Annotated in this window: 22 protein-coding genes; 11 read left to right on the top strand and 11 right to left on the bottom strand. The window is 67.5% G+C overall.

What is annotated here, in order from left to right; all coding sequences use genetic code 11:
- Window positions 1-15: 15 nt before the first annotated feature.
- The 3 genes from AC5W54_RS14835 to AC5W54_RS14845 form a co-directional block, all read right to left on the bottom strand.
- The gene (locus AC5W54_RS14835; RefSeq protein ID WP_495962861.1) at window positions 16-903 is read right to left on the bottom strand and encodes a carbohydrate ABC transporter permease; all 888 of its coding nucleotides are present in this window, start codon (window positions 901-903) and stop codon (window positions 16-18) included.
- 158 nt (window positions 904-1,061) lie between these two features.
- Entirely contained in the window at window positions 1,062-2,363 is a 1,302-nt protein-coding gene (locus AC5W54_RS14840) for an ABC transporter substrate-binding protein (RefSeq protein WP_495962862.1), read from the bottom strand.
- Window positions 2,360-3,577, bottom strand: a complete 1,218-nt coding sequence (locus AC5W54_RS14845) for an ABC transporter ATP-binding protein (protein WP_495962912.1) — start codon at window positions 3,575-3,577, stop codon at window positions 2,360-2,362. Before AC5W54_RS14845 ends, AC5W54_RS14840 begins: the two co-directional genes overlap by 4 nt.
- 216 nt (window positions 3,578-3,793) lie before the next feature.
- Here AC5W54_RS14845 and AC5W54_RS14850 point away from each other — a divergent pair, with 216 nt between their 5' ends.
- The 3 genes from AC5W54_RS14850 to AC5W54_RS14860 are packed head-to-tail and all read left to right on the top strand — an operon-like array spanning window position 3,794 to window position 6,868.
- Window positions 3,794-5,365, top strand: a complete 1,572-nt coding sequence (locus AC5W54_RS14850; RefSeq protein ID WP_495962863.1) for a GNAT family N-acetyltransferase — start codon at window positions 3,794-3,796, stop codon at window positions 5,363-5,365.
- 4 nt (window positions 5,366-5,369) lie between these two features.
- A complete protein-coding gene (locus tag AC5W54_RS14855; RefSeq protein WP_495962864.1) occupies window positions 5,370-6,185 on the top strand; it encodes a M90 family metallopeptidase in 816 nt (271 codons plus the stop codon).
- A complete protein-coding gene (locus tag AC5W54_RS14860) occupies window positions 6,182-6,868 on the top strand; it encodes a TVP38/TMEM64 family protein (RefSeq protein WP_495962865.1) in 687 nt (228 codons plus the stop codon). The genes AC5W54_RS14855 and AC5W54_RS14860 overlap by 4 nt, the downstream gene beginning before the upstream one ends.
- Before the next feature lie 7 nt (window positions 6,869-6,875).
- Here AC5W54_RS14860 and AC5W54_RS14865 read toward each other — a convergent pair whose 3' ends face one another.
- Together AC5W54_RS14865 and AC5W54_RS14870 are read right to left on the bottom strand one after the other, a co-directional pair.
- A complete protein-coding gene (locus AC5W54_RS14865) occupies window positions 6,876-8,201 on the bottom strand; it encodes a glycosyltransferase (protein ID WP_495962866.1) in 1,326 nt (441 codons plus the stop codon).
- Entirely contained in the window at window positions 8,198-9,145 is a 948-nt protein-coding gene (locus tag AC5W54_RS14870; protein WP_495962867.1) for a LysR family transcriptional regulator, read from the bottom strand. Before AC5W54_RS14870 ends, AC5W54_RS14865 begins: the two co-directional genes overlap by 4 nt.
- A 111-nt stretch (window positions 9,146-9,256) precedes the next feature.
- Here AC5W54_RS14870 and AC5W54_RS14875 point away from each other — a divergent pair, with 111 nt between their 5' ends.
- The 6 genes from AC5W54_RS14875 (at window position 9,257) to AC5W54_RS14900 (ending at window position 15,027) form a co-directional block, all read left to right on the top strand.
- Window positions 9,257-10,330, top strand: a complete 1,074-nt coding sequence (locus tag AC5W54_RS14875; protein ID WP_495962868.1) for a tartrate dehydrogenase — start codon at window positions 9,257-9,259, stop codon at window positions 10,328-10,330.
- Between the two features lie 314 nt (window positions 10,331-10,644).
- Window positions 10,645-11,643 carry a succinylglutamate desuccinylase gene (locus AC5W54_RS14880; RefSeq protein ID WP_495962869.1) on the top strand — a complete coding sequence of 333 codons (999 nt, stop codon included), beginning with the start codon at window positions 10,645-10,647 and terminating at the stop codon, window positions 11,641-11,643.
- Between the two features lie 243 nt (window positions 11,644-11,886).
- On the top strand, window positions 11,887-12,657 hold the full coding sequence (locus AC5W54_RS14885) for an ABC transporter ATP-binding protein (protein ID WP_495962870.1): 771 nt from the start codon (window positions 11,887-11,889) through the stop codon (window positions 12,655-12,657).
- Window positions 12,658-12,696: 39 nt separating this feature from the next.
- The gene (locus tag AC5W54_RS14890) at window positions 12,697-13,398 is read left to right on the top strand and encodes an ABC transporter permease (RefSeq protein WP_495962871.1); all 702 of its coding nucleotides are present in this window, start codon (window positions 12,697-12,699) and stop codon (window positions 13,396-13,398) included.
- Window position 13,399: 1 nt separating this feature from the next.
- Window positions 13,400-14,125, top strand: a complete 726-nt coding sequence (locus tag AC5W54_RS14895) for an ABC transporter permease (protein ID WP_495962872.1) — start codon at window positions 13,400-13,402, stop codon at window positions 14,123-14,125.
- A gap of 137 nt (window positions 14,126-14,262) precedes the next feature.
- Window positions 14,263-15,027 (top strand): transporter substrate-binding domain-containing protein, encoded by a 765-nt coding sequence (locus tag AC5W54_RS14900; protein WP_495962873.1) that lies wholly within the window; start codon window positions 14,263-14,265, stop codon window positions 15,025-15,027.
- A 77-nt stretch (window positions 15,028-15,104) separates the two neighbouring features.
- On the opposite strand, the gene cadR is transcribed toward AC5W54_RS14900, so the two are convergent.
- Window positions 15,105-15,563: a Cd(II)/Pb(II)-responsive transcriptional regulator gene (cadR, locus tag AC5W54_RS14905; RefSeq protein ID WP_495962874.1), complete on the bottom strand. Its 459-nt coding sequence runs from the start codon at window positions 15,561-15,563 to the stop codon at window positions 15,105-15,107.
- 181 nt (window positions 15,564-15,744) lie between these two features.
- Between cadR and corA the strand changes: the two genes are divergently transcribed.
- Both corA and AC5W54_RS14915 read left to right on the top strand, forming a co-directional pair.
- A complete protein-coding gene (corA, locus tag AC5W54_RS14910) occupies window positions 15,745-16,698 on the top strand; it encodes a magnesium/cobalt transporter CorA (protein ID WP_495962875.1) in 954 nt (317 codons plus the stop codon).
- Window positions 16,699-16,773: 75 nt separating this feature from the next.
- On the top strand, window positions 16,774-18,969 hold the full coding sequence (locus AC5W54_RS14915; RefSeq protein ID WP_495962876.1) for a heavy metal translocating P-type ATPase: 2,196 nt from the start codon (window positions 16,774-16,776) through the stop codon (window positions 18,967-18,969).
- On the opposite strand, the gene AC5W54_RS14920 is transcribed toward AC5W54_RS14915, so the two are convergent.
- The 5 genes from AC5W54_RS14920 to AC5W54_RS14940 all read right to left on the bottom strand — a co-directional run bounded on the left by AC5W54_RS14920 (window position 18,950) and on the right by AC5W54_RS14940 (window position 25,266).
- Window positions 18,950-20,152, bottom strand: a complete 1,203-nt coding sequence (locus AC5W54_RS14920; RefSeq protein WP_495962877.1) for a cation:proton antiporter — start codon at window positions 20,150-20,152, stop codon at window positions 18,950-18,952. The two genes, AC5W54_RS14915 and AC5W54_RS14920, sit on opposite strands and share 20 nt — an antisense overlap.
- On the bottom strand, window positions 20,142-20,870 hold the full coding sequence (locus tag AC5W54_RS14925; protein ID WP_495962878.1) for a glutamine amidotransferase-related protein: 729 nt from the start codon (window positions 20,868-20,870) through the stop codon (window positions 20,142-20,144). Before AC5W54_RS14925 ends, AC5W54_RS14920 begins: the two co-directional genes overlap by 11 nt.
- A gap of 28 nt (window positions 20,871-20,898) precedes the next feature.
- The gene (locus AC5W54_RS14930; RefSeq protein ID WP_495962879.1) at window positions 20,899-22,080 is read right to left on the bottom strand and encodes an iron-containing alcohol dehydrogenase; all 1,182 of its coding nucleotides are present in this window, start codon (window positions 22,078-22,080) and stop codon (window positions 20,899-20,901) included.
- A gap of 175 nt (window positions 22,081-22,255) precedes the next feature.
- On the bottom strand, window positions 22,256-23,641 hold the full coding sequence (locus tag AC5W54_RS14935) for an aldehyde dehydrogenase family protein (RefSeq protein ID WP_495962880.1): 1,386 nt from the start codon (window positions 23,639-23,641) through the stop codon (window positions 22,256-22,258).
- Window positions 23,642-23,883: 242 nt separating this feature from the next.
- Entirely contained in the window at window positions 23,884-25,266 is a 1,383-nt protein-coding gene (locus AC5W54_RS14940; RefSeq protein WP_495962881.1) for a glutamine synthetase family protein, read from the bottom strand.
- Window positions 25,267-25,328: the final 62 nt, after the last annotated feature.

The following is a 25,328-nucleotide window of genomic DNA, read 5'->3' on the forward strand; positions in this document are numbered from 1 at the left end:
CGCTCCTCGAGATCATCACTGGTAGTGCGTGCGGGGATCGAGCACGCGGAACTTGATCGTCGCCACCACGGCGAGCACCAGCAGGATCACCACGGTGATGGTGGCGGCATAGGTGCGGTCGAAGAAGGAGAAGGCGTTCTCGTAGACGTAGTAGAGCAGCAGGTTGGTAGCGTTGTTGGGCCCGCCCTTGGTGAGGATGAAGAGGTGATCCACCACCCGCACCGCGTTGATCAGCGCATTGATCAGCACGAACAGGGTGGTCGGCATCAGCAGCGGGAAGGTCACCCGCCAGAAGAAGCTCCAGCGGCTGGTGCCCTCCAGGTCGGCGGCCTCCTCGAGCTCCGGCGGGATGCTCTGCAGCGCCGCCAGGTAGAAGATCATGAAGAAGCCGGCCTCCTTCCAGACGGTCATCACGATCACCGAGGTGAGCGCCACGCTCGGGTCGCCCAGCCAGTTCGGTCCGCTGATGCCGATCGCGCCCAGCAGCTTGTTGAACAGGCCGATCTGCGGCGCGTAGAAGAACATCCAGATATTGGCCGCGGCGATCATCGGCAGGATGGTCGGCGTGAAATAGGCCATCCGCACCAGGCCACGCCCCGGCAGGCGGGCGTTGACGAACAGTGCCATGCCCAGCGCCAGGGCGATGGAGGTGGGAATGGTGCCGAGCGCATAGATCAGGTTGTTGCGGGCGACCTTCCAGAAGGTGCGATCCTCGATCAGCAGCGCATAGTTCTCGAGCCCGACGAACTCCGTCGGCGCGCCGCGGAAGCCGGGCAGGAAGAGGCTGTTGATCAGGGTGGCGACGGTCGGCAGGTAGGCGAAGGTGCCGAGCAGCACCGCCGCCGGCAGCAGCAACAGGGCACCGTAGACCTGCATGCGCCGATCGGCATTGTGAATCACCATGGCATGTCCTGTCTGGGGCTGCCCGGGGGCAAGGGCTATGAGGAGGCGCTGTGAATCCTTCCCTGGACGCTACATTTGCCATCCAGGGCGGGACCTCCTCATCGACCTGCCCCGGCGCCCCTGATTGCGTTGGCTCCAATATTCAGCCTGACAGTACTTCAACGCGCGTAGCGCCGCAGGGCGGCCTCGGCTTCCGCCTGAGCCTGGGCCAGCGCCTCCGCGGGCGACATCTGCCCGGTCAGCGCCGCCTGCACGGCGTTGTCGAGCGACCGCCGCACGCGGCCGCCCTGGTAGGTGGCCAGCTCCGCCGTGGCGTGCTCGAGCTGGTCGCGGGCCACCGCCGCCGGCGGGAAGGTCTCGACGTAGTCGCGCAGCGCCTCGGTCTCGTAGGCCGCCGGGCTCACACCCATGTAGCCGGTCTCGATGGACCAGGCCGCGGCGCGCTCCGGCGCCGTCATCCAGCGGATGAAGGTCATGGCGGCACGGCGCTCGTCCTCGCTGGTGTCCTTGAAGAGGTAGAAGTTGCCACCGCCGGTAGGGCTGCCGCGCTGGGTGTTCATGGGCAGCATGGCGACGCCGAAGTCGAAGTCGGCCTCGTTGCGCACCGCGGTGAGGTTGCCGGTGCTGTGCCACATCATGGCGGTGGCCTGCTCGATGAAGTTCTGGCGCAGGGTGCCCCACTCGATGGTGCCGCCAGGCATCGCCGCGTGCTCGTCGGCCAGCGAAACCCAGTACTCCAGCGCCTCGATGGCCGCCGGGTCGTCAAAGTAGACCTCGGTGCCGTCCTCGCTCATCAGCCGGTGGCCATTCTGGAAGGCGAAGGCCTGGAACATCCAGTAGGGGTAGCCGGTGGAGGGCACCATCACGCCCCACTGCTCGCCCCCCGAGGCTTCGCGCACGGCAGCGGCCATCTCGGCCATCTCCTCCCAGGTCTCGGGCGGAGTGTCGGGGTCGAGCCCGGCGTCCGCGAAGGCATCCTTGTTCCAGTAGAAGACGATGGTCGAGCGCTGGAAGGGGATGCCATAGGTCTGGCCGTCGAGCCGGCCGTTCTCCATCAGCCCGGGGTAGAAACCGTCGAGCCATTCGCGCTCCTCGTCGCTCTCGATCAGGTCGTCGAAGGCGACGATCACGTCCTGTTCGATCAGCTCGTAGAGGTCGATGGAGAACATCACCGAGAGCTGCGGGGCGTCGCCGGCCTCGACCGCCGACATGGCGCGCACCCGGGTGTCGTCGTAGTTGCCGGCGTAGATGGCATCCACCGAGATGTCCGGGTGCTCGGCCTCGAAGTCGGCGACCAGGCCGTCGATCACCTCGGTGAGGGCACCGCCCACCGCTACCGGGTAGTACATGGTCAGCTCGGTCTGCGCCTGGGCAGACAATGAGCCGGCGGCCAGCAGGCCGGCCACGGCCAGGCCGCTGCTCTTGAGCTTGCCCTTGCTGAATGGGTTTTGCGCGTTCATTGGTTCACTCCTGGCGTGTCGTTCCCTGCTTGGGTGGACGAGGGTCGGGCCTCGTGTCTCTGCACTGGGGGCTGCTGCGCCAGCCGGCCCGGGGCGGCGGCAAGGTCGTACCCCCGAAGCGGCAGGCGTTGTCCATCTCCCGCGCTGAAGAAGTGCGCCGCCGAGGGCGGCCACTGCAGGCGGCAGGGCGAGTGCGCGCCGACCTCGGGCACCCCGTCGACCCGGGCGCGCAGCTGCTGGCTGCCGACCTTGAGCCGCACGATGCTGTCGGCGCCCAGGTACTCCGCGTCGATTACCTCGGCGGGCACGCCGGGAGCGTCCACCGGCAGCAGCCGGATATCCTCGGGGCGCACGCCCAGCAGGTGCCCCTTGGCGTCGTGCGAGGCGATGGAGCAGTGCGGCTCGCCGTCGATGACGGCGCCATCGGCCGCGGCGGCAAGCGACACCAGGTTCATCGCCGGGCTGCCGATGAAGCTGGCCGCGAACGCCGAGGCCGGATGGTTGTATAGCTCACCGGGCGTGCCATCCTGCACGAGGTGTCCGTCCTGCATCAGGATCACCCGGTCGCCCATGCTCATCGCCTCGACCTGGTCGTGGGTGACGTAGATCACCGTCATGCCGAGACGCTGCTGCAGCGCCTTGATCTCGCGGCGCATCTCGCCGCGCAGCCGGGCATCGAGGTTGGAGAGCGGTTCGTCCATCAGGCAGATGGGGTGCTCGGAGATGATCGCCCGGGCCAGGGCCACCCGCTGGCGCTGGCCGCCGGAGAGCTGGGCCGGCTTGCGTTCGAGGTAGGCCTCGAGGTCGACGAGCTGCGCCACCCGGGCCAGCCGCTCCTGGCGCTCGGCCTTGGGGACCTTGCGGCTGCGCAGGCCGAAGACGATGTTGTCGGCGACGCTGAGGTGGGGAAAGAGCGCATAGGACTGGAACACCATGCTGATGCCGCGATCCCCCGGTGGCAGATGGGTCACGTCGCGCTCACCGATATGGATGCGCCCGCCGCTCGCCTGTTCGAGGCCGGCGATCATCCGCAGGGTGGTCGACTTGCCGCAGCCGGAGGGGCCGAGCAGGATCACGAACTCACCGGGTGCCACGGCGAAGGAGATACGGTCGACGGCCGCCTGGCCGCCCCAGGTCTTGCTCACCGCCTCGAGCCGGATTCGCTGATGACCGTGCTTGTCGTCGCGCTTGTGATGGTTCTGGTCGTCGTGCATGGCGTGCTCGTTACCAGGAAGCCTGGCGCAGTGCGACATGTCGTTCACCCCGCCCTCCCATGAACAGCGTAGCCGGTGATTCGCGTGTCTGCGGGCATCTTCCACGGGACGGATGACACCCCGATGACGGTGGCATGGCAGCCGAGGCATGACAGCCGGGCGCCGCTGCGTGCATGCTAGAATCCTTCCTTCACCCTGATCAGGAACCGACGCGTCATGTCCCTCGACGATCTGCACCTGAACCTGCGCAACCTGACCCCGGACGACTACCCGCAGCTCCAGGCGTTGATGGACCGGGTCTACGACGACATCGGCGGCGCCTGGCCGAGACCCACCATCGACAAGCTGATCAAGGAGTTTCCCGACGGGCAGATCGTCATCGAGGACGACGAGACCATCGTCGGCGTGGCCCTGACGGCACTGGTCGACTACGACACCTTCTCCAACCCCCACCGCTACGATGACCTGATCGGCAAGCGCGAGACCATCCTCAACGATCCGGACGGCGATGCCATGTACGGGCTCGACGTGCTGATCCATCCGGACTATCGCGGCTACCGCCTGGGCCGGCGTCTCTACGAGGCGCGCAAGGAGCTGTGCCGTTCGATGAACCTGCGGGCGATACTCGCCGGCGGGCGGATCCCCAATTACCACGAGCACGCCCACGAGCTCTCGCCGGCCGAATACCTCGACAGGGTCGCGCGCAAGGAGATCCACGACCCCATCCTCTCCTTCCAGTTGGCCAACGACTTTCAGGTCAAGCGCCTGCTGAGGAAGTACCTGCCGGAGGACGAGAAGTCCCAGGGCTATGCCACCCTGCTGGAATGGAACAACATCCTCTTCGAGCCCGCCGAGCGGGTGCTCGAGAATCGCCCTACCCAGGTGCGGGTCGGTGCCGTGCAGTGGCAGATGCGCGAATTCGACTCGGTGGAGGCGGTACTGCAGCAGGTGGAATACTTCGTCGACGCGCTCTCCGACTACCAGAGTGACTTCGCCGTGTTCCCGGAACTGTTCAACGCCCCGTTGATGGGCCTGCAGGACCGCGCCGCCCAGCAGGACCAGCAGGCAGCGATCCGTTTCCTGGCCGGCTTCACCGAGCACTTCGTCACCGAGCTGTCGCGCATGGCGGTGGCCTACAACATCAACATCGTCGCCGGCTCGATGATCGAGCTGCGCGACGACGACCGCCTCTACAACGTCAGTTACCTGTGCCACCGTGACGGCACCATCGAGCACCAGGACAAGCTGCACATCACCCCCCAGGAGCGGCGCGACTGGGTGATCGACGGCGGTGACGAACTTCGCGTGTTCGACACCGACGCCGGCCGCGTGGGCATCCAGATCTGCTACGACGTGGAGTTTCCCGAGCTCTCGCGGCTGCTCGCCGACCAGGACATGGACATCCTCTTCGTGCCCTTCTGGACCGACACCAAGAACGGCTACCTGCGGGTGCGCCACTGCGCCCAAGCGCGGGCCATCGAGAACGAGTGCTACGTGGTGCTGTGCGGCAGCGTGGGCAACGTGCCCTCGATCGAGAACCTCGACATCCAGTACGCCCAGTCATCGGTCTTCTCGCCGTCGGACTTCGCCTTCCCCCACGACGCCGTGCTCTCCGAGACCACCCCCAACACCGAGATGGTGATGTTCTCGGACCTGGACCTGACCCGGCTCACCGTGGTGCGCGCCGAAGGCTCGGTGACCAATCTCAAGGATCGCCGCAAGGACCTCTTCGACCTGCGCTGGCGCGACTGGTCGTGGAAGTCCGGGGCGAACCTGGAGGAGGGCTGACGCCATGCTGCGCCACCTGCGCCGCTGGCGGGCGAAGAGCTTCGAGGCACGCCACCCCTTCCCCGGGGAGGCCTGGCACGAGGCCCGTTCGCGCCTGCCGCTGCTGGCGGCACTGCCCGACGACGAGGCCGGGCGCCTCGGCCGGCGGGCCTGGCGCTTCCTGCATGCCAAGCGGCTCAGCCTGCACCCGGAGCTCGCCGAGACCACCCCCTTCGACCTGCCGGCCCAGCTGGCGCTGGCCGCCCAGGCCTGCCTGCTGACCCTGGGCTGGAGCGAGTGGGAGCACGACGAGGCCTTCACCGGGGTCCACGAGATCCTGGTGCTGCCCGAGGCCTTCCGGCGCCAGGTCGAGGAGATGGACGAGTTCGGCGTGATGCACGCCTACGAGGACGAGCGCGCCGGCGAGACCTCCTCCCAGGGCCCGGTGGTGGTGGCCTTCCCGGACCTGATGGAGAGCGGCGACTTCAGCGGCTTCAACGTGGTGATCCACGAGCTGGCCCACAAGCTCGACCTGGGCAACTCGCTCGACGTCGACGGCTTCCCACCACTGCCCCGCGAGATCGATCCGCGGGACTGGCACCGGGTGTTCACGGGCGTGTGGAACGACCTCCAGGCACGACTCGAACGCGGCGAGGAAACGCCCATCGACGACTATGCCGCCAGCCACCCCGGCGAGTGCTTCGCGGTCTGCTGCGAGCACTTCTTCACCGCCCCCGACGTGCTGCACCGGGCCTACCCGGCGCTCTACGATCTCCTTACCCGCTACTTCCGCCAGGATCCGCTGACGCGGCTGCCGAACCGGAGCGAGCCGACGCCATGAGCCGGCGCCTGGCCATCCCTCTGCTGCTGGTCATGGGACTGATAGCCCTCGGACTGCTGTGGCAGTGGCTGGCCATGCAGGAGCTGCTGACGCTGGGGAACCTGATGAGACTGGTGAAGGGGGCGGTGGCCTGGCGCGATGCCCCCTGGGCGGTGCTGGTGATCATGGGCGTCTATGCCGGGGCATCGCTGGTGATGTTCCCGCTGAGCCTGCTGGTGGCCCTGACCGGCCTGCTGTTCGGCCCCTGGTGGGGCTTCGCCCATGCCCTGGCCGGCACCCTCGCGGCCTCGATGCTGACCTGGTGGGTGGGACGCCGGCTGGGGCGTGACGCCCTGCTGCGCCATGGCGGGAAGCGCCTGCGCGGCCTGTCCCGCTACCTGGCCGGCCGCGGCATCCGCACCATGACCCTGGTGAACCTGTTGCCGCTGGCCCCCTTCACCCTGACCAACCTGATGGCCGGCGCCTTTCGCCTGCGCTTTCGCGACTACATGATCGGATCGGTGCTGGGCATCGCCCCGGGGGTCGCGGGCGTCACGCTGCTCGGCAGCCAGCTCGGGCAGCTGGCCACAGCCGAGAGCCGTGGCGAACTGCTGTGGGCGGCAGGGGGCCTGCTCGTCGGCATCCTGCTGCTGGTCGGGCTCAAGCGTTGGGCCGACCGTCGGCGGCGTCGCGTCCCTCACTGACTCGATCCTATTTCGGTGGCACCTCGGGCTCGTCGTGGTGACGGCTCGGCCACCAGGAGGGGCGCTCCTGCTCCCACTCCTCCTGCACCAGATAACGTAACAGGCGCCCCCGGTAGCGAAGCATCTGCCACTCGGCACCGATGCGCCCCCGCACCCGCTCCCAGCCGCCATCATCGGCATGGGTGAAGGGTCCCCCTCGGGCAATCGCCCGCCGGTAGACCGCCAGGCAACGTTCAGCGCAGTGGCGCTCATCGTAGGCCTCTGCCGTGGCCAGGGCCGCCCGAGCCATCGGCTCGCGCCGCGCCGTCGGGGCCAGCTCGAGGATGGCGTCGGCCATGGCTTGCTCATCGTCCCCGATCAACAGGCGTCCGTTGTGGCGATCGCGCACCACCTCCCGCACCCCCGGGGCGGAGACCGCCACCACCGGCAGCCCTGCGGCCATCGCCTCCGCAATCACCATTCCCTGGGTCTCGCTGTGCGAGGCGAAGGCGAAGACATCCATGGCATGATAGGCATCGATCAAGGTCTGCCCTTCCAGCCTGCCGGTGAAATGAAAGCGTGCGGCCACGCCCCGTGCCGCGGCGATCTCCGCCATGGTGCGGCGGGCCTCGCCCTCGCCGGCCACCAGGAAATGCGCCTCGGGCAACGTGACCAGGGCCCTGGCGGCCGCCTCGGCCAGCAGGGACAAATTCTTCTCCCTGGCCAGGCGCCCCAGGTGGCCGACGACATAGGCCTCGGCTGGAATCCCCAGCCGCTCCCGCCAGCCACGACCGTCGCCCAGGGCGAAACGTAGCGTGTCAACGCCACTGGGCACCACGCTGATCTCCGGATTGGCGTCACGCTCGAGCAGCAGGTCGCGGATGCTCTCGCTGGGGGCGATCACTGCATCGCACAGGCGGGTGTACTCGGTGGCCAGGGCGATGGCGAAGCGCCGCATGCGCGGCGAGTCACCGGGCACATAGTGGGTGTAATGCTCGTAGAGGGTGTGGTGGGTAAACACCAGCGGCAGGCCATAGGTTTCCGCCGACCGGGCCGCGGTATCGCCCAGCAGGAAGGGATGATGGGAGTGCACGATGTCCGGCGCGAAGGTCTCGATGGCGTCGATGAGCTGTCCCGGGATGGGGACCGGCAACGAGAAGTCGCTGCCGTTGAAATGCTGCACCGCCGCTACTCGCACCACATCCGTTTCGTGCTCGGGCTGCCCCGCGAGCCTCGGTGCCACGACCAGCACCTGGTGTCCGGCGGCCTGCAGTCGGCGCTTCAGTCGCTGCACCGACTCGCTGACCCCGCCGACGATGGGCAGATAGGTATTGGTGAACATCAGCACATTCACGGCAACTCCCCACTCCCGGTAAACCGGTCAGGCTGCAGAGGTGGCACCCGCTTGACCATCTCCTGTTCAAGATAGGCGACAAAGGCCCGGATGCGCGCCGGCACATGGCGCCGCTGCTGGTAGACCGCATGGAAGTCGGCCCGTATCCCCCGCCACTCCGGCAGCAGTTCGACCAGGGTGCCGCTGGCCAGGTGCGTGTACACGTCCCACCAGGAGCGCAGGGCGATGCCGTGGCCGCTCAACGCCAGGCCCACTATCACCTCGCCGTCGTTGCTGGCGAGCGGGCCGGTAACCTTCACCGCCTGCTCCTCCGCGGGGCGGCCACGCCGCTGGAAACGCCATACGGCGAAGTCGCTGTCGTTCTCGCGCAGCAGCAGGCAGGCATGGGCCGCCAGGTCCGTCGGGGCGCGCAGCGGTGGCATGCTCGCCGCATAGGCCGGCGCGGCGCAGAGGATCCTCCGGCTGGCAAGGATGCGCCGTGCCATCAACCGCGAGTCGGGCGGCTCTCCCACCCGGATGCCGATGTCGAACCCCTGGTCACCCAGGCTCAGCGGAAAGTTGGAGAGCTCCAGCACCCCCTCGATGCCGGGATGGTCGCGGCAGAACGCGGAGAGCAGCGGCGCCACGTGTCGGCGGCCGAAGCCGAAGGTGGAGTTGATCCGCAACGGGCCGGAGAGCTCGGCCTGCTGCTCGCCCAGGGTCTCCTCGAGCTCGCGGAGCTCCTCGAGAATCGCCGCCCCACGCGCCAGGTAGAGCTCCCCCTCGGCGGTCAGGGTCAGGCGCCGGGTGGTACGGCTGGCCAACGCCACCCCGAGCCGCCCCTCGAGCTGCTTGAGGCGCTTGCTCACCGCCGACAACGACAGCCCCAGCTCTCGCGCCGTGGCGGTGAGGCTGCCGCCATGAGCCAGGTGCTGGAAGAAGGTCAGGTCATCGAACTGGGCCATGGCACCCTCCACTTATGCTCAACAATGGATTGCACTATAGCCCGATTATCTCTCCCGGATCACGGACTAGACTGGGGCTACCCGATCATGTTCACACCCAGGAGACGTTTCATGTCCCATCGTATCGCGGTGATTCCCGGCGACGGCATCGGCACCGAGGTGATGCCCGAAGGCCTGCGGGCGCTCGAAGCCGCCGCCCGGCGCTTCGACATCGACCTGACCCTCGAGCACTTCGACTTCGCCTGCTGCGACTACTACCTCGAGCACGGCCAGATGCTCCCCGACGACTGGTTCGACCAGCTCAAGGACTTCGACGCCATCTTCTACGGCGCCGTGGGCTGGCCGGAAAAGGTGCCGGACCACATCTCGCTGTGGGGCTCGCTGCTGCAGTTCCGCCGTCAGTTCGACCAGTACATCAATCTGCGCCCCTGCAAGCTGCTGCCGGGCATCAAGAGCCCCCTGGCCGATCGCAAGCCCGGTGACATCGACTTCTATGTGGTGCGCGAGAACACCGAGGGCGAGTACTCCAGCGTCGGTGGCAAGATGTTCGAGGGCACCGAGCGCGAGGTGGTGATCCAGGAGACGGTGATGACTCGGGTCGGCGTCGACCGGGTGCTGAAATACGCCTTCGACCTGGCGGCCTCCCGCCCTCGAAAAAAGCTCACCTCGGCGACCAAGTCCAACGGCATCGCCATCACCATGCCGTGGTGGGACGAGCGGGTGAACGCGATGAGTACGAACTATCCCGACGTCGGCGTCGATGCGTTCCATATCGACATCCTGACCGCCAACTTCGTCATGCACCCCGACTGGTTCGACGTGGTGGTGGCCAGCAACCTGTTCGGCGACATCCTCTCCGACCTGGGCCCGGCCTGCACCGGCACCATCGGCGTGGCGCCCTCGGCCAACATCAACCCGGAAGGCAAGTTCCCGAGCCTGTTCGAGCCGGTGCACGGCAGCGCCCCGGACATCGCCGGCAAGGGGATCGCCAACCCCATCGGCCAGATCTGGTCCGGCGCCATGATGCTCGAGCACCTGGGCCACAAGGAGGCCGGCAAGGCCATCGTCGATGCCTTCGAAGCGGTACTGGCCGAGGCCGACCCCGCGGTGCTGACCGCGGACGTCGGCGGCACCGGCACCACCGAGACCCTGGGCCGGGCCATCGCCGAGCGCATCGCCGGCTGATTGCCGCCCGCTCACCGACAGCGCCCCGCCCGGTTCCCCGGGCGGGGCGCTACGCCTTCAGACAGGCAGACGATCCCCCCAGACGGGCAGCGATCCGCGCCACGCCATTCCCCATCACGCAATGGTCACAACGTGATCCGCCGAGTTTCAATATCGCACCCGCGCTTTCACCAGACCGACCCCAAGGCTTGTGAAGCCGTCATGGAGTCAGTGAAGGTGTCGCCAGACCGAACAAGACCACAACGGGCACTCCATGCACGATATTCGACCATTCCAGTGTGACCAGCGCGCCGGCCCGACAGAGCGGGGCGACCATGCTGAGTGAGTGGATCGAATACAGCCTGGCGGGTGACCGGGCCGCCGAACGAGGCCGGATACCCGGTGGGCAGTATCGGCTGCTCGGCCCCGGCCTGCTCGAACTCGTGCCCGACGCCACCGGCGAGGCGGCCCACGCCACTGTGCTCTCGGCAGGCATCCACGGCAACGAAACCGCCCCCATCGAGCTGCTGGGCGAATGCCTGGCGCGACTCGAGGCCGGCCTGATCCACGTCGGTGCGCCGGTGCTGGTGATCCTCGGCAACCTCGAGGCGATCCGCCGTGCCGAGCGCTACGTGACCACCAACCTCAACCGGCTGTTCCGTCGCGATATCGATGAGGTCGGCATGGAGCCGGAACGGGCTCGCGAGCTGATGGCGGCGGTGGACGCCTTCCATGCTCGCCACGTCGGCCCGTCGCGCCGTTGCGCCCTTCTTCACTATGACCTGCATACGGCGATCCGCGACAGCCGCTACCCGCGCTTCGTGGTCAGTCCCTTCGCCGCGACCGGCGTGGCCCCCGAGCAATGGGCCTGGCTGGCCGCCGCCGGCATCCAGGCGGTGCTCCACCAGCACCGCCACAGCTGGACCTTCTCCCACTACTCGAAGCACTATCATGGGGCCCAGGCCTTCACCCTCGAGCTCGGGCGCGCCCTGCCCTTCGGCCACAACGACCTGGTGGCCCTGGCCCCCATGGGACGGCTGCTCGAGTCGCTGATCGCCGGACGCGCGCCGGCCACCGGCGACCCCGGACGGATGGCCTTCTTCCGCGTGGAGCACGAACTGATGCGCGAAGCCGAGGCGTTCCGGCTCTGCTTTCCCGACGACACCCCCAACTTCACCGAGTTCGCCCCCGGCACCCTGCTGGCCGAGGATGCCCGGGCCGGCGACACCCGGGTCGGCGAGACGCCCCTGCGGGTGGTCTTTCCCAATGCCGCCGTCGAGCTGGGGGCCCGGGCGGCACTGCTGGTCAGCCCCGCACCGACACCGGAAACCTGATCGCTTCACACAGGATCCTGCGGCACACCCACCCATCTACAGATGAAATTATCGAAAAACTACAACAACCAGGAGGTAATATCATGACAAAGACTTTCCCCACCCCATACCAAAGTCGAACACCCCGCTCTCGACGCTTCGCTGCCGAAAGGCCAACGGGCTGTTAGAATCGCCCCCTTTTCGCGCCACTCCCCATACCGGCGCGTCGCCCATGGCGACCTTACCTGACCCGGAGCCCGTTCCATGGCCGATACCCCGATCCCGCTGGAAGTGCGTAACATCAAGAAGCGCTTCGGCGACACCGAAGTCCTCAAGGGTCTGTCGCTCAAGGCCCACAAGGGCGACGTCATCACCCTGATCGGAGCCTCCGGCTCCGGCAAGAGCACCTTCCTGCGCTGCATGAACCTGCTCGAGCAACCCGACGAGGGCGACCTGCTCGTCCACGGCGAGGAGATCCGTTTCAAGCAGACACGGCATGGGCGCGAGCCCGCCGACTGGAAGCAGGTGGTACGCATGCGTGCCAGGCTCTCCATGGTGTTCCAGAGCTTCAACCTCTGGGCCCATATGACCCTGCTCGAGAACGTCATCGAGGCCCCCGTCCATGTCCTCGGCAAGCCGAAGAAGGAAGCCATCGAACAGGCCCGGGCGCTGCTCGATCGCGTCGGCCTGTCGGCACGTGCCGACGCCTACCCCGCCCAGATGTCCGGTGGCCAGCAGCAGCGCGGCGCCATCGCCCGGGCGCTGGCCATGAACCCCGAGGTGATGCTGTTCGACGAGCCCACCTCGGCACTCGACCCGGAACTGGTCGGCGACGTGCTCAAGGTGATGCGCGACCTCGCCGCCGAGGGCCGCACCATGGTGGTGGTGACCCACGAGATGGGCTTCGCCCGAGACGTCTCCAGCCAGGTGATCTACCTGCACCAGGGGGTGGTGGAGGAAGCCGGTCCCCCCACCGAGGTGCTCGGCAATCCCCGGTCGCCACGCCTCAAGCAGTTCCTGGCCCCCAAATACTGATGCCCGCGTACTGACGCTCACGCACGGAAGGGAACCGAGATGCTCGATCTTCACGGCTATGGCCCACGGCTGCTCGAGGGCGCCGGGGTCACCATCCAGCTGGCGATACTCTCGCTGGCACTCGCCATCGTGCTGGGGTTGCTGACCGCCAGCGCCAAGATGTCGCGCAGCTGGCTGCTGCACAAGGTCGCCACCCTCTACACCACGCTGATCCGGGGCGTGCCGGACCTGGTGTTGATGATGCTGCTGTTCTTCGGTGGCCAGATGGCGCTCAACGCCGTCACTGATGCCTTCTACGACCGCTTCGGCGTGGACTGGTACGTCAACCTCAATGCCTTCGCCGCCGGAGTGCTGACCATCGGCTTCATCTTCGGCGCCTACATGGGCGAGACCTTCCGCGGCGCCTTCATGGCCGTGGATCACGGCCAGATCGAGGCCGGCAAGGCCTACGGCATGAGCCCGTGGCTGGTATTCCGTCGCATCCGCTTCCCGCTGATGATGCGCCACGCCCTGCCGGGGCTCTCCAACAACTGGATGGTGCTGCTCAAGACCACGGCACTGGTCTCGGTGATCGGCCTCTCCGACATGGTGCGCATCGCCGCCGAGGCCTCCCGCGCCACCCACGAGCCCTTCACCTTCCTGATCCCGGTGGCCCTGATCTACCTGCTGATCGCGTCGGTATCGGAGTGGGCCTTCGCGCGGCTGCAGAAGCGCTACAACGTCGGCTTCGGGGAGCACTGACATGGACAACTTCACGACCTGGTTCACCGAGCTGCTCGCCGGCAACGTCATCTTCACGCCCCAGACCCTGGGCTACTACTGGACGGGGCTGGTCACCACCAGCCAGCTGGTGTTTCTCTCCCTGGTGATCGGCCTGGTGCTGGCGATCCCGCTGGCCATCGGGCGCAGTTCACGCCACCGCTGGATCAGCCTGCCGATCTACGCCTACACCTACGTGTTCCGCGGCACGCCGTTGCTGATCCAGCTCTACATCATCTACTACGGGGTGGTGTTCTTCGATGGCATCCAGGACACCTTTCTGTGGCCGATCCTGCGCGAGGCCTTCTACCCGGCGCTGATCGCCTTCACCCTCAATACCGCGGCCTATACCACCGAGATCTTCCGCGGCGCCATCAAGGCCACCCCCCGCGGCGAGATCGAGGCGGCACGGGCCTACGGCATGTCCCAGTCCTTGATGATGCGGCGCATCATCCTGCCCAGCGCCTTCCGCCGCGCGTTGCCGGCCTACGGCAACGAGGTGATCTTCATGCTCCACGCCAGCGCCATCGCCAGCGTGGTGACGCTGATGGACCTCACCGGGGCGGCGCGCTTCGTCTACGCCCGCTTCTACGCCCCCTTCGAGGCCTTCATCTTCGTGGCGGTGATCTACCTCTGCCTGACCTTCGCCATCCTCTACTTCTTCCGCTACCTGGAGAAGAAGCTGCTGGCGCACTTGAAACCCGCCTGACGAAAAGGCGTCAAACGAGCGTTGGAAGACACCCCGGAGCAACGCATTTCCCGTCCCGCGGGACTGCGCTACAGTCAACGGCGATGTCCATAAGACAACGCCTTTTCAGTGACTTGTAAACAACAAGGAAACGATCCATGAAGAAACTGCTGACCATCACGATCCTGGGCACGGCACTGGCCGCCGGAACCGCCCAGGCCCGTGAATACGACCATGTGCGCTTCGGCGTCGACGTGCCCTACGAGCCCATGGAGTACCGCACCGCGGACGGCGAACTCACCGGCTTCGACATCGAGCTGGGCAATGCCCTGTGCGCCGAGATCGGCGTCACCTGTGAATGGATCGAGCAGGAGTGGGACGGCATCATCCCCGGCCTGCTGGCCCGCAACTACGACGCCATCATGTCGTCGATGACCATCAACGACGAGCGTCGCCAGACGCTGCTGTTCTCCGATCCCTACATCACCATTCCCGGCGCCTGGTTCGCTCCGGCCGGCAGCGAGCTCACGGAGATCAACGAGGAGGCCCTGTCCGGCAAGAGCATCGGCGTGCAGCGCGGTACCACCTACGACAACTACGCTACCGACACCTTCGGCAGCATCGCGACGGTCAACCGCTACTCCACCGCCGACGACATGGTGCTGGACCTGGAGGCACAGCGTCTCGACCTCGTCTTCCTGGAGTTCGTGGTCGGCAAGACCACCCTGCTCGACGACGACGGCAGCTACAAGGTGGTCGGCGGGATGGTCACCGAGCCCGAGGAGTACTTCGGCGAAGGCTTCGGCATCGCCTTCCGCCAGCGCGACGAGGCGCTGGCCGAGCGTTTCAACGAGGCCCTGGCCACTCTGAAGGAAGACGGCACCTACGACGAGATCTACGAGAAGTACTTCGGCGAGGAGTGAGGCACAGGCGAGCCGCCACACGATGGTGACTCACCCGCCTGCCCCCGGCCGTCGGCCGGGGGCATCGTGTCAGGCACTCAGCCGCCGCGATGGGGCCCCGGCACATGGCTGCTGTCGAGCAGTTCGGGCGACTCCTCGGCGGGCAACGGCTGGGACAGTTCCTGCAGGATCCCGCAGTGGCCGGAGTCCGCCTCGCCGCTGCAGCGCGAACGCAGGTTGACCAGTGCCTCGCGCAACGCCTGGAGCTGGGCCAGGCGCGCCTCCACGTGCGCCAGGTGGTCATCGATCAGGCCGTTGACGGCATCGCAGGGCTGGCGAGGGTGATCGTGGTAGTCCAGCAGGGTGCGGATCTCGTCCAGCGTCATGTCCAGCGCGCGACAGTGGCGGATGAAGCGTAGCCGCTGGGTGTGCGCCTCGGCGTAGAGCCGGTAGTTGGCGTCGCTGCGTGCCGGCTCGGGCAGCAGCCCCTCGCGCTCGTAGTAGCGAATGGTCTCCACGGCGCACCCCGTGCGGGTGGCCAGCTCACCGATCTTCATGCCTCACGCCTCCGGTCGCCCTACCTTACAGTCACTACCTACCTTATAGTCACTATAGGGTATGTGCTCCGCAACAGTGAACCACCAGACGTTACGCGAGGTCGGCTCGACCATCGTGATTGGCCTGATGGGCGTAAACGCCTAATCTGGGCAAACCCAACCAGTCGCTCCAGGGACGACGATGATTCGCACCTTCCAGCTCAAGCGCCGGACCATCCAGGAAGTCACCGAGGACACCCGGCCACTGTCCGAGCGCCTGGCCCAGGCGACCTGGATCGATGCCCACGAACCCGACGAGGACGAGCGCGAGCGGCTCAATGCCTTCCTGGCCGATGAACTGCCGGCCACCGACGACGTCGAGGAGATCGAGTCATCGGCGCGCTACTTCGTCGACGCCGACGGCATTCACGTGCACTCGCTGTTCCTGTCGCAGAGCGAGGGACGCCACGGCAACACCACCGTCGCCTTCATCCTGCAGCCCGAACGGTTGATCACCTTCCGGGACACCGAACTCGCCGACTTCCGCCTGCTCCGCTTGCGGGCCCGCAGTGGCCAGGTGGAAGCCGACTCGGCACAGAGCTTGATGCTGACGATCTTCGAGCAGAAGGTGGAAAACCTCGCCGATACCCTGGAAGACGTTCACCGCAAGCTCGAGGACGTCAGCCACCTGGTGCTGGAGGAGGATGACGCCGACCTCGAGGATGCCATCGACCAACTGGCCAAGCTCGAGGACAGCAATGGCAAGATCCGTCTGTGCCTCATGGACACCCAGCGCTCGATGTCCTTCCTGATCCGCCACCTGCACGGCCATGCCGAACTCCAGGAAACGGCCCGCGAGGTCAAGCGCGACGTCGATACGCTGATGACCCACACCGCCTTCCTGTTCGACAAGATCAACTTCCTGATGGATTCCACCCAGGGCTTCATCAACATCCAGCAGAACCAGATCATCAAGACCTTCTCGATCGCCGCCGTGGTCTTCCTGCCGCCCACGATGATCGCCAGCATCTACGGCATGAACTTCAACATCATGCCCGAGCTGTCCTGGCCCGTCGGCTATCCCTTCGCCCTCGGCCTGATGGCCATTGCCGGCATCTCGCCGTACCTGTACTTCAAGCACAAGAACTGGCTATAGCACAGCATTGCCGCTTGACCCTGTAGCCGCTACAGGGTGTGTCATCAGCATAGACGATGACACGGAGCCCTATCCATGGCCGAACGATCCTGCTGCTCGAGCTGCACCACCACCGACACCACCCTCGCCCCGGAGCGGCCGAGCGCGCCGCCACGGGACGCCCACTCGCTGCGCCTGCGCATCGAGGCGATGGACTGCCCCACCGAAGAGGCCCTGCTGCGCCGCGCACTGGAGGGCATGCCGGGCATCGAACGGCTGGACTTCGACCTGATCGGACGGGTGCTGACCGTCCACCACCGCGACGTCGACGAGGACGCGATCCGTCGGCGCATCGCCTCCACCGGCATGACGCCGGAGGCCCTCGACCCGACCCGCCGCCCGCAAGTCGCCAGCGGCGAGGAGAACTGGTGGAAGCTCGGGGCCGCCGCTCTGGTGGCGCTGGCCGCCGAGGTGGGCGAATGGCTGGCGCTGGCCTCCCCCTGGCTACCCGCCCTGCTGGCGCTGGTGGCCATCGCCATGGTGGGCCTGCCGACCTGGAAGAAGGGCTTCATCGCCCTGCGTCATCGCACCCTCAACATCAACGCGCTGATGAGCGTGGCGGTGACCGGCGCCCTGCTGATCGGTCACTGGGCCGAGGCGGCCATGGTGATCGTGCTGTTCACCCTGGCCGAGCGCATCGAGGCACGTTCCCTGGGCCGCGCCCGCAACGCCATCCGCGAACTGCTCTCGCTGGCCCCGGAGCAGGCCACGGTGGAACAGGCCGATGGCCGTTACGCCCTGCAGCCCGCCGCCGCGGTCCCCACCGGGAGTCGGGTCCGGGTACGCCCCGGCGAGCGCATCGCGCTGGATGGCGAGATCGAGCTCGGCCACCCGGCGCTGGACGAGTCCCCCATCACCGGCGAGAGCCTGCCGGTGGACAAGGCCCCGGGCGACACCGTCTTCGCCGGCACCGTCAACCGCGACGGCGAGTTCACCTACCGCACCACGCGGGTCGCCGCCGACACCACCCTGGCGCGAATCATCCACGCCGTGGAACAGGCCCAGGCCAGCCGCGCCCCCACCCAGCGCTTCATCGACCGCTTCGCCGCCGTCTACACCCCGGCGGTGTTCGCCGTCGCCGTGCTCACCGCCCTGCTGGCGCCCTGGCTGCTCGGTGTCACCTGGCTGGAAGGGGTCTACCGCGCCCTGGTACTGCTGGTGATCGCCTGCCCCTGCGCCCTGGTGATCTCCACCCCGGTGACCATCGTCAGCGGCCTCTCGGCGGCGGCACGGGCCGGGATCCTGATCAAGGGGGGGACCTTCCTCGAGCAGGGCCGTCGCCTGCGCACCCTGGCCTTCGACAAGACCGGCACCCTGACCCGCGGCGAGCCGAGCCAGAGCCACTGGCAGCCGCTGGACGAGACCGTCGACGAGGAGGAACGCCGTCGGCTGCGGGCACTGGCCGCCGGGCTCGCCGAGCGCTCGGGCCACCCCGTCTCCCGGGCCCTGGCCCGTGCCGCACGGGACGAGGGCATCGCGCCACTGGCCATCGAGGCCGTCAACGAGCGGCCCGGCTGCGGCGTCACCGCCACGCTCGACGGACGTCCCGTCTGGCTCGGCAACCGCCGCCTGCTTTCAGGCTTCACCCAACCGGGCGAGGCCCTGGAAGCGCGCCTTGGCGCCCACGAGAGCCGTGGCGAGACGCTGGTGATCCTCGGTGAGGGAGATCAACCGCTGGCCCTGTTCGCGGTGAGCGACCCGCTCAAGCCCGAGAGCCGCGAGGCCATCGCCGACCTGCACGCCCAGGGCGTGAAGACGCTGATGCTCAGCGGCGACAACCCGGCCAGCGTCGCCGCCATCGCCGCCGACGCCGGCATCGACGAGGCCCACGGTGCCCTGCTGCCCGAGGAGAAACTGGCGATGATCGAGGCGCGTGCCGGAGCCGGCACGATCGGCATGGTCGGCGACGGCATCAACGACGCCCCGGCCCTGGCCCGGGCCGACATCGGCTTCGCCATGGGCGCTGCCGGCAGTGACGCCGCCATCGAGACCGCCGACGTGGCGCTGATGGACGACGACCCGCGTCGGCTGGCCACCTTCCTGCGCCTCTCCCGGGCCACCCGGGCGGTGCTGGTCCAGAACATCGTCCTGGCGCTGGGCATCAAGGCCGTGTTCATGGCGCTCGCCCTCAGCGGTCACGCCACCCTGTGGATGGCGGTGTTCGCCGACATGGGCGCCAGCCTGATCGTGGTGGCCAACGGCCTGCGACTGCTCAGCGCAGCACGTGCCTGACCATCAGCGGGCCGGCTACCTCGAAGACCACGGTGGAGGCCACCACCGCCGCCAGCAGGAGCGCACCCTGCTCGGGAAACCGCTCCACCGCCAGCAGCGCCATGCCCATGGCGATGCCGGCCTGGGGGGTCAGCGCCAGGCCGATGTCATGGGGCAGGCGGGTACCGCGCAGCTGCACCAGTTGGCTTCCCAGCACGCCGCCCAGGTAGCGCCCCGCCAGGCGCAGGGCGATATAGGCCAGGGTGAGCCAGAGGGCGTCGCCCAGGTGGCGCAGGTCGATGCTGGCCCCGGAGAGCACGAAGAAGAACACCAGGAAGGGCCACTCGATATGCTCGATCTCGTTGAACGAGCGGGTATGGTGGGTGGAGAGGTTGGCCACCAGGGCACCGGCGATCATGGCCGCGAGCAGGGCCGAGACCTCGAGCCAGGTCGAGAGCCCGGCCAGCAGCAGGATCAGGGCGATCGCCTCGACCTGGGTCGGTTCCCCCGGGCGCAGCCGCCCCGTCAGCCAGGCCGCCGGCAGCCCCACGGCGGCCCCCAGTACCAGGGCGCCGCCCAGCTCCCAACCGGCCTGCATCAGCGCCAGGCCTCCGTCGCCGGAGAGCAGCCAACCGAGCAGCGCCATGGCCAGCCCGAAGACGAGCACCCCCCAGGCGTCGTCGATGGCGACGATGCCCATCAGCAGGCGCGCCCGCAGGCGGGTGTCGCCGCTCTCGTATATCGTCTCGCTGACCGCCGCCGGGTCGGTGGCCACCGAGATGGCCGCCAGGCTCACCGCCACCACCAGCGGGAAGCCGAGCAGCAGCAGGCCGGCACCGACGAACAGCACCCCCATGGCGATCACCGCCAGCGACACGATCACGATCAGCGGGCCGGTGGTGCGCAGCCGCTCCAGGGTCAGTTCGCCCCCCAGCAGAAAGGCGACCATCACCAGCGCGACCTGAATCAGCGGCTCGCTCAGGCCGTCCAGCGGCCGCGCCCCGGACTGGCCCAGCCCCCACTGCTGGACGATCGCCACCCCGACGCCCACCACGACCAGCAGCGAAATCCGCGGCAAGCGCAGGCGGTTGGCCACGGCATCGGCGAAGATGCTCAGGCTGAGGATGATGCCCAGCAGGATCAGGTTGGCCGTGGCGCTACCGAGCTCTGCCATGGGCCACTGCCAGGACGTGTCAGCCGTCATCTCCGCCACCCTCCATGGCACGCTTCATGAAGTTCAGGATCCAGCGTACCATCAGGGTATCGTCCACCGGAGCGTGCAGCGAGGCCTGGCCCTCGCGCACCCGCTCGGCCCCCACCAGCTCGCGACGTAGCTGCATCAGGTCCCGGGAGTAGGGCTTGGCGAACTCCGGATGACCCTGCACGCCGAGGAAGTGGTCGCCGACCTGCATCAGATAGACGGGACAGAAGTCGCTGCCGGCCAGCACCCTCGCCTCCGGCGGCAGCGCACCCACCTGATCCTGATGACTGACCACCAGATCGAGGCTCGGCTGCCAGGGCTCCATCCACTCGGCATTCTCGGTGACCCGGTTGAACGATATCCCCACCCCCCAGCCACGCGGACTCTTGACCACCTCGCCGCCCAACGCCTTGGCGATCAGCTGGTGGCCGAAGCAGATGCCCACCAACGGCTTGCCGGCGTGCCACAGCTCGCGCACGAAGCCACACAGCGTGTCGACCCAGGCCAGGCCGTCGTTGACGCCAAACTTCGACCCGGTGGTCAGCCAGGCATCGACGGCATCGATGTCGTCGGGGATCTCGCCGTCGAGGCAGCGCCAGACGCGGAACGTCAGGGTCGGATCCACCGATGAGAACAGCCGCTGGAACATCTCGGGATAGTTGCCATGCACGTCGCGCAGCTCCGGCGCCACGTCGTCGCATTGCAGAAGTCCGATACGCATCGATGAATCTCCTCGCTGTTGATGCCGCCTAGAGCCGCCCTTCGACGGCCTTGACGAAGAGCTCGCGATACTGACCGGCCTCGAAGGCGATGGGGTTGGTACCCGAGGAGGGATCGGCTACCGCCATCTGCCCGACCTTGTCGGCCAGGCGGGTATCGATGTCGAGTTCGGCCAGGGTATGCGGGATCGCGAGCCGCTCGCGCAGCTCCAGCACCCAGTCGATCACCGTCGCGGTACCCGGCTGGCGCAGGTCGAGATAGCGTCCCAGCCGCACCATCGGCTCGCCGATGGCGCGCTCGTTGGCGCGCAGCACATAGGGCATGAGGATGGCATTGAGGGTGCCGTGGTGAGCGTCGTACAGGGCCCCCAGCGGATGCGCCAGGGCGTGCATGGCCCCCAGCCCGCGCTGGAAGGCGGTCGCCCCCATCATCGAGGCCACCAGCATGTTCATGCGCGCCTCGCGATCGCCACCGTCCTTGAAGGCGCGCGGCAGGAAGTCGCGTATCCGGCGCATGCCCTCCACGGCGATGCCCTCGGCCATGGGGTGATAGCGCGGCGAACACCAGGCCTCCATGCAGTGCGATAGCGCGTCCATGCCGGTGGCCGCGGTGATCGCGGGCGGCAGGCCGACGGTCAGCTCGGGGTCGAGGATCACCGTGGCCGGCACCATGCCCGGGTGGAAGATGATGCGCTTGACCTGGTCGTCCTCGTCGGTGATCACCGAGGCCCGGCCGACCTCGGAGCCGGTACCCGCGGTGGTGGGCACGGCGACGATGGGCACGATGGCCTCACCGTCGGCGTGCTTCCAGTTGTCGCCGACATCTTCCAGCGCCCAGAGCGACAGGTCGCGGCGCTGGTTGGCCATCAGCGCCACCGCCTTGGCGGCATCCAGCCCCGAGCCACCACCGAAGGCGATTACGCCGTCGTGGCCGCCGTCGCGGAAGGCCGCCACGCCATCCAGCACGTTCCTGCCGGTGGGATTGCCCTTGATCTCGCTGAACACGGCGATGCCCAGGCCGCTCTCCTCGCAGGCACGTAAGCAGTCGCGGACCATCGGCAGTCCCGCGAGGCCCGGGTCGGTGATCAGCAGCGGGGCCGTCATGCCCAATGCCTGGCAGGCGCTCGGCAGCTCGCGGATACGCCCGGCACCGGTCAGGATATTGGCCGGATAGTTCCAACCGGTGGTGAAATAATCGATATCGTGGCTCATGGTGACCTCGTTTCGTCATAGTCGTAAGCTCGAAGCTCGAAGCTCGAAGCTCGAAGCTCGAAGCTCGAAGCTCGAAGCTCGAAGCTCGAAAAAAGCCTGCGCCCACCAAAACCAGCATCCAGGGTTTTCTTCCAGTTTCCCGCCGCGAAGCGGCACTCTTCCAGCTTCCAGCTACTTATGCATGCTTCAAATGAAACGACTTGGGCCGCGTCAGGGTCTCGTAGCCGAGGCGCGACAGCGAGCAGCCACGACCGGAGTGCTTGACGCCGGTCCAGGCCAGCTCGGGATCCAGGTAGTCGCAGCGGTTGGTGAAGACGGTGCCGGCCTCCAGGCGCCGGGCAATGGCCTCGCCGGCGGCGATGTCGCGGGTGAAAACCGCCGCGGTCAGGCCGAACTCGCTGTCGTTCATCAGTTCGATGGCCTGGTCGTCGGAATCCACCGGCATGATCCCCACCACCGGGCCGAAGCTCTCCTCGGTCATCACCCGCATCGAGTGGTCGACGCCGGTCAGGACCTGCGGCGCCAGATAGGCGCTGCCGGGGATGGAAAGCGGGTAGTCGCCGGGATCGATCCAGGCCCTGGCACCCGCGGCGACCGCCTCCTCGACCTGGCCGCGCACGAAGTCGGCCGCCGCCGGCCTGACCAGCGGCCCCAGGGTGGTCGCGGGATCGGTGGGGTTGCCGAGGTTGAGCTGCCTGACCCAGGCCACCGCGCGCTCGACGAAGGCGTCGCAGATCTCGCGGTGGACGTAGATGCGCTCGATGCCGCAGCAGCTCTGGCCGGAGTTGAAGAAGGCGCCATCCATCACCCCCTCGATGGCACGGTCGAGATCGACATCGGCGCGGATATAGGCCGGGTCCTTGCCCCCCAGCTCGAGGCCGGTGGCGATGAAGCGTCCCGCCGTGTTGCGCTCGACCATGGCGCCGCCCCTCACCGAGCCGGTGAAGGAGACATGCGCGATACGCGAATCGCGAATCAGTCCCTCGGTGGCGCCGTGCGCCAGGTGAAGGTGCTGGAAGACCCCCGCCGGCAGACCGGCGGCATCGAAGTCCTGCTGGAGGCGCTCGGCACACAACGGCGTCTGGGCGGAGTGCTTGAGAATCACCGTATTGCCGGCCATGATCGCCGGCACGATGGCGTTCACCGCGGTCATGAAGGGAAAGTTCCAGGGCGCGACGATGAACGACACTCCCAGCGGTTCACGGGTGATGTAACGGGTGAAGCCCGGCTTGTCGGGCAACGCGACCGGTGCCAGCGCCGTCTCGGCCAGGCCGATCATGGTCCGTGCGCGCTCCTCGAAGCCACCGATCTCGCCGCCGGCGGCGGCGATCGGCCGACCCATCTGCCAGGTCAGCTCCTCGGCCAGTTCATCGCGGCGGGCGACGAAGGCATCGACCATCGCCGAGCACAACCTGCCCCGCTCGGCGAGGCTCGTCTCCCGCCAGTCGCGCTGGGCCGCAACCGCCCGCGCCAGCACCGCCTCGATCCGTGCCGGGTCGGCCTGCTCGCGCTCGACATAGACCGAGCCGTCGACCGGGGAAATCGTTTTCTGTATGGCCATGCAATAACACCTCAGTCTCTAAGTTCGAAGGCGGCATCTGGCAGCGCGGCGATCCTGGCGACAGGCCTCGCGAAGACGCTGTGAACCCCTCCCTGGGCGCTCCATTCTTCATCCCTGAAGAATGAGCTTCGCTCGTGCCTGCCCCCGGCGCCGCCCGTAGCCCGTAGCCCGTAGCCCGTAGCCCGTGACACCGCCGGGGTCTGACCCCATAGGGACCGGCAGCGCTGGCACCTGCTGGGCGCTCAGATGATTTCAAAGTAACGATCCAACTCCCAATCGGTGATGTGCTGTCGGAACTGCCGCTCCTCCCACTCCCGCGTCGCGGCGAAGTGCTCGACGAAGGCGTCTCCGAACAGCTCGCGGGCCGCCTCGGAGGCCTTCAACCGCTGGGCGGCCTCCCACAGGGTCCGCGGCAGAGCCTGGTGTTCGGGGTGGTCGAGCTCGTAGGCATTGCCCTTGACCTGCTCGTCGGGCTCGAGCCGCTTCTCGATGCCGTGGAGACCGGCGCCGATCGCCGCCGCCAGCGCCAGGTAGGGGTTGGCATCGGCGCTGCCGAGGCGGTACTCGACGCGCTGCGACTTGTCGCTGCCGGGAATCACGCGCAGCGCCGTGGTGCGGTTCTCCACCCCCCAGGTGGCCTCGGTGGGGGCCCAGAAGCCGGGAATCAGGCGCGTGTAGCTGTTGATGGTCGGGGCGAACATGGCCAGGAATTCCGGCATCAGCTTCTGCTGCCCGGCCACGAAGTGGCGCTGCACGTCGCTCATCTGATAGGGCTTTCCGGCATCGAAGAACGCCGAGGCGCCGCCGTCGATCTCGCGCAGCGACAGGTGGATGTGCCCGCTCTGGCCCGGGTAGTCGGGCGACCACTTGGCCATGAAGGTGGCCATCAGGCCACGGCGCTGGGCCCAGACCTTGGTGAAAGCCTTGAACAGCGCGCCCTTGTCGCCGGCCGCCAGGGCGCCGTCGACGCCGATCGCCGCCTCGAGCACGCCGGGGCCGGTCTCGGTATGCAGCCCCTCGATCGGGAAATCCATGGCCTCCGACAGCGCCAGCAGCTCATGGTAGAGTTCGCTGTGCACCGATGAGCGCAGCATCGAATAGCCCATCATGTCCGGGGTCAGCGGCCTGAGATGGCGAAAGCCCTTCTCGCGCACCGACTCCGGCGTCTCCTGGAACAGGAAGAACTCGTACTCCAGCGCGCCGAAGGCCTCGACCCCCATCCCACGTCCGCGCTCCAGGACACGCTTCAGCAGCCCACGCGGGCAGAGTGCTTCGGCCGGACCATCGAACTCGGCCAGGAACAGCAGCATGTCGTTGCCCTCGCAGGACAGCTCGCGGCAACTGTCAGGCACGATCCTCAGCGGCGCATCGGGATAGCCGGTATGCCAGCCGGTGAACTTGACGTTGTCGTAGAGCTCGTCCTTGCTGTCCCAGCCCAGCACCACGTCGCAGAAGGCGAAGCCGTCTGCCAGGGCCGAGAAGAACTTGTCGCGGCGCATGTACTTGCCGAGCATCACGCCGTCGATGTCGAACATGCCCACCTTGACGTGGCTCAGGCCGCGCTCCTCGACGATCCGTCGGGCCTCTTCCGGGGTCTTGATGTCTCTCGCTTGCATTCGGCTCATCGAGCGTTCCTCAGTCTGTCGTTGTTGTTGGAGCACAGGTGTTGGAACACGGTTGCTGGAAC

This window comes from Halomonas sp. LMYGS-3 (assembly GCF_059509875.1).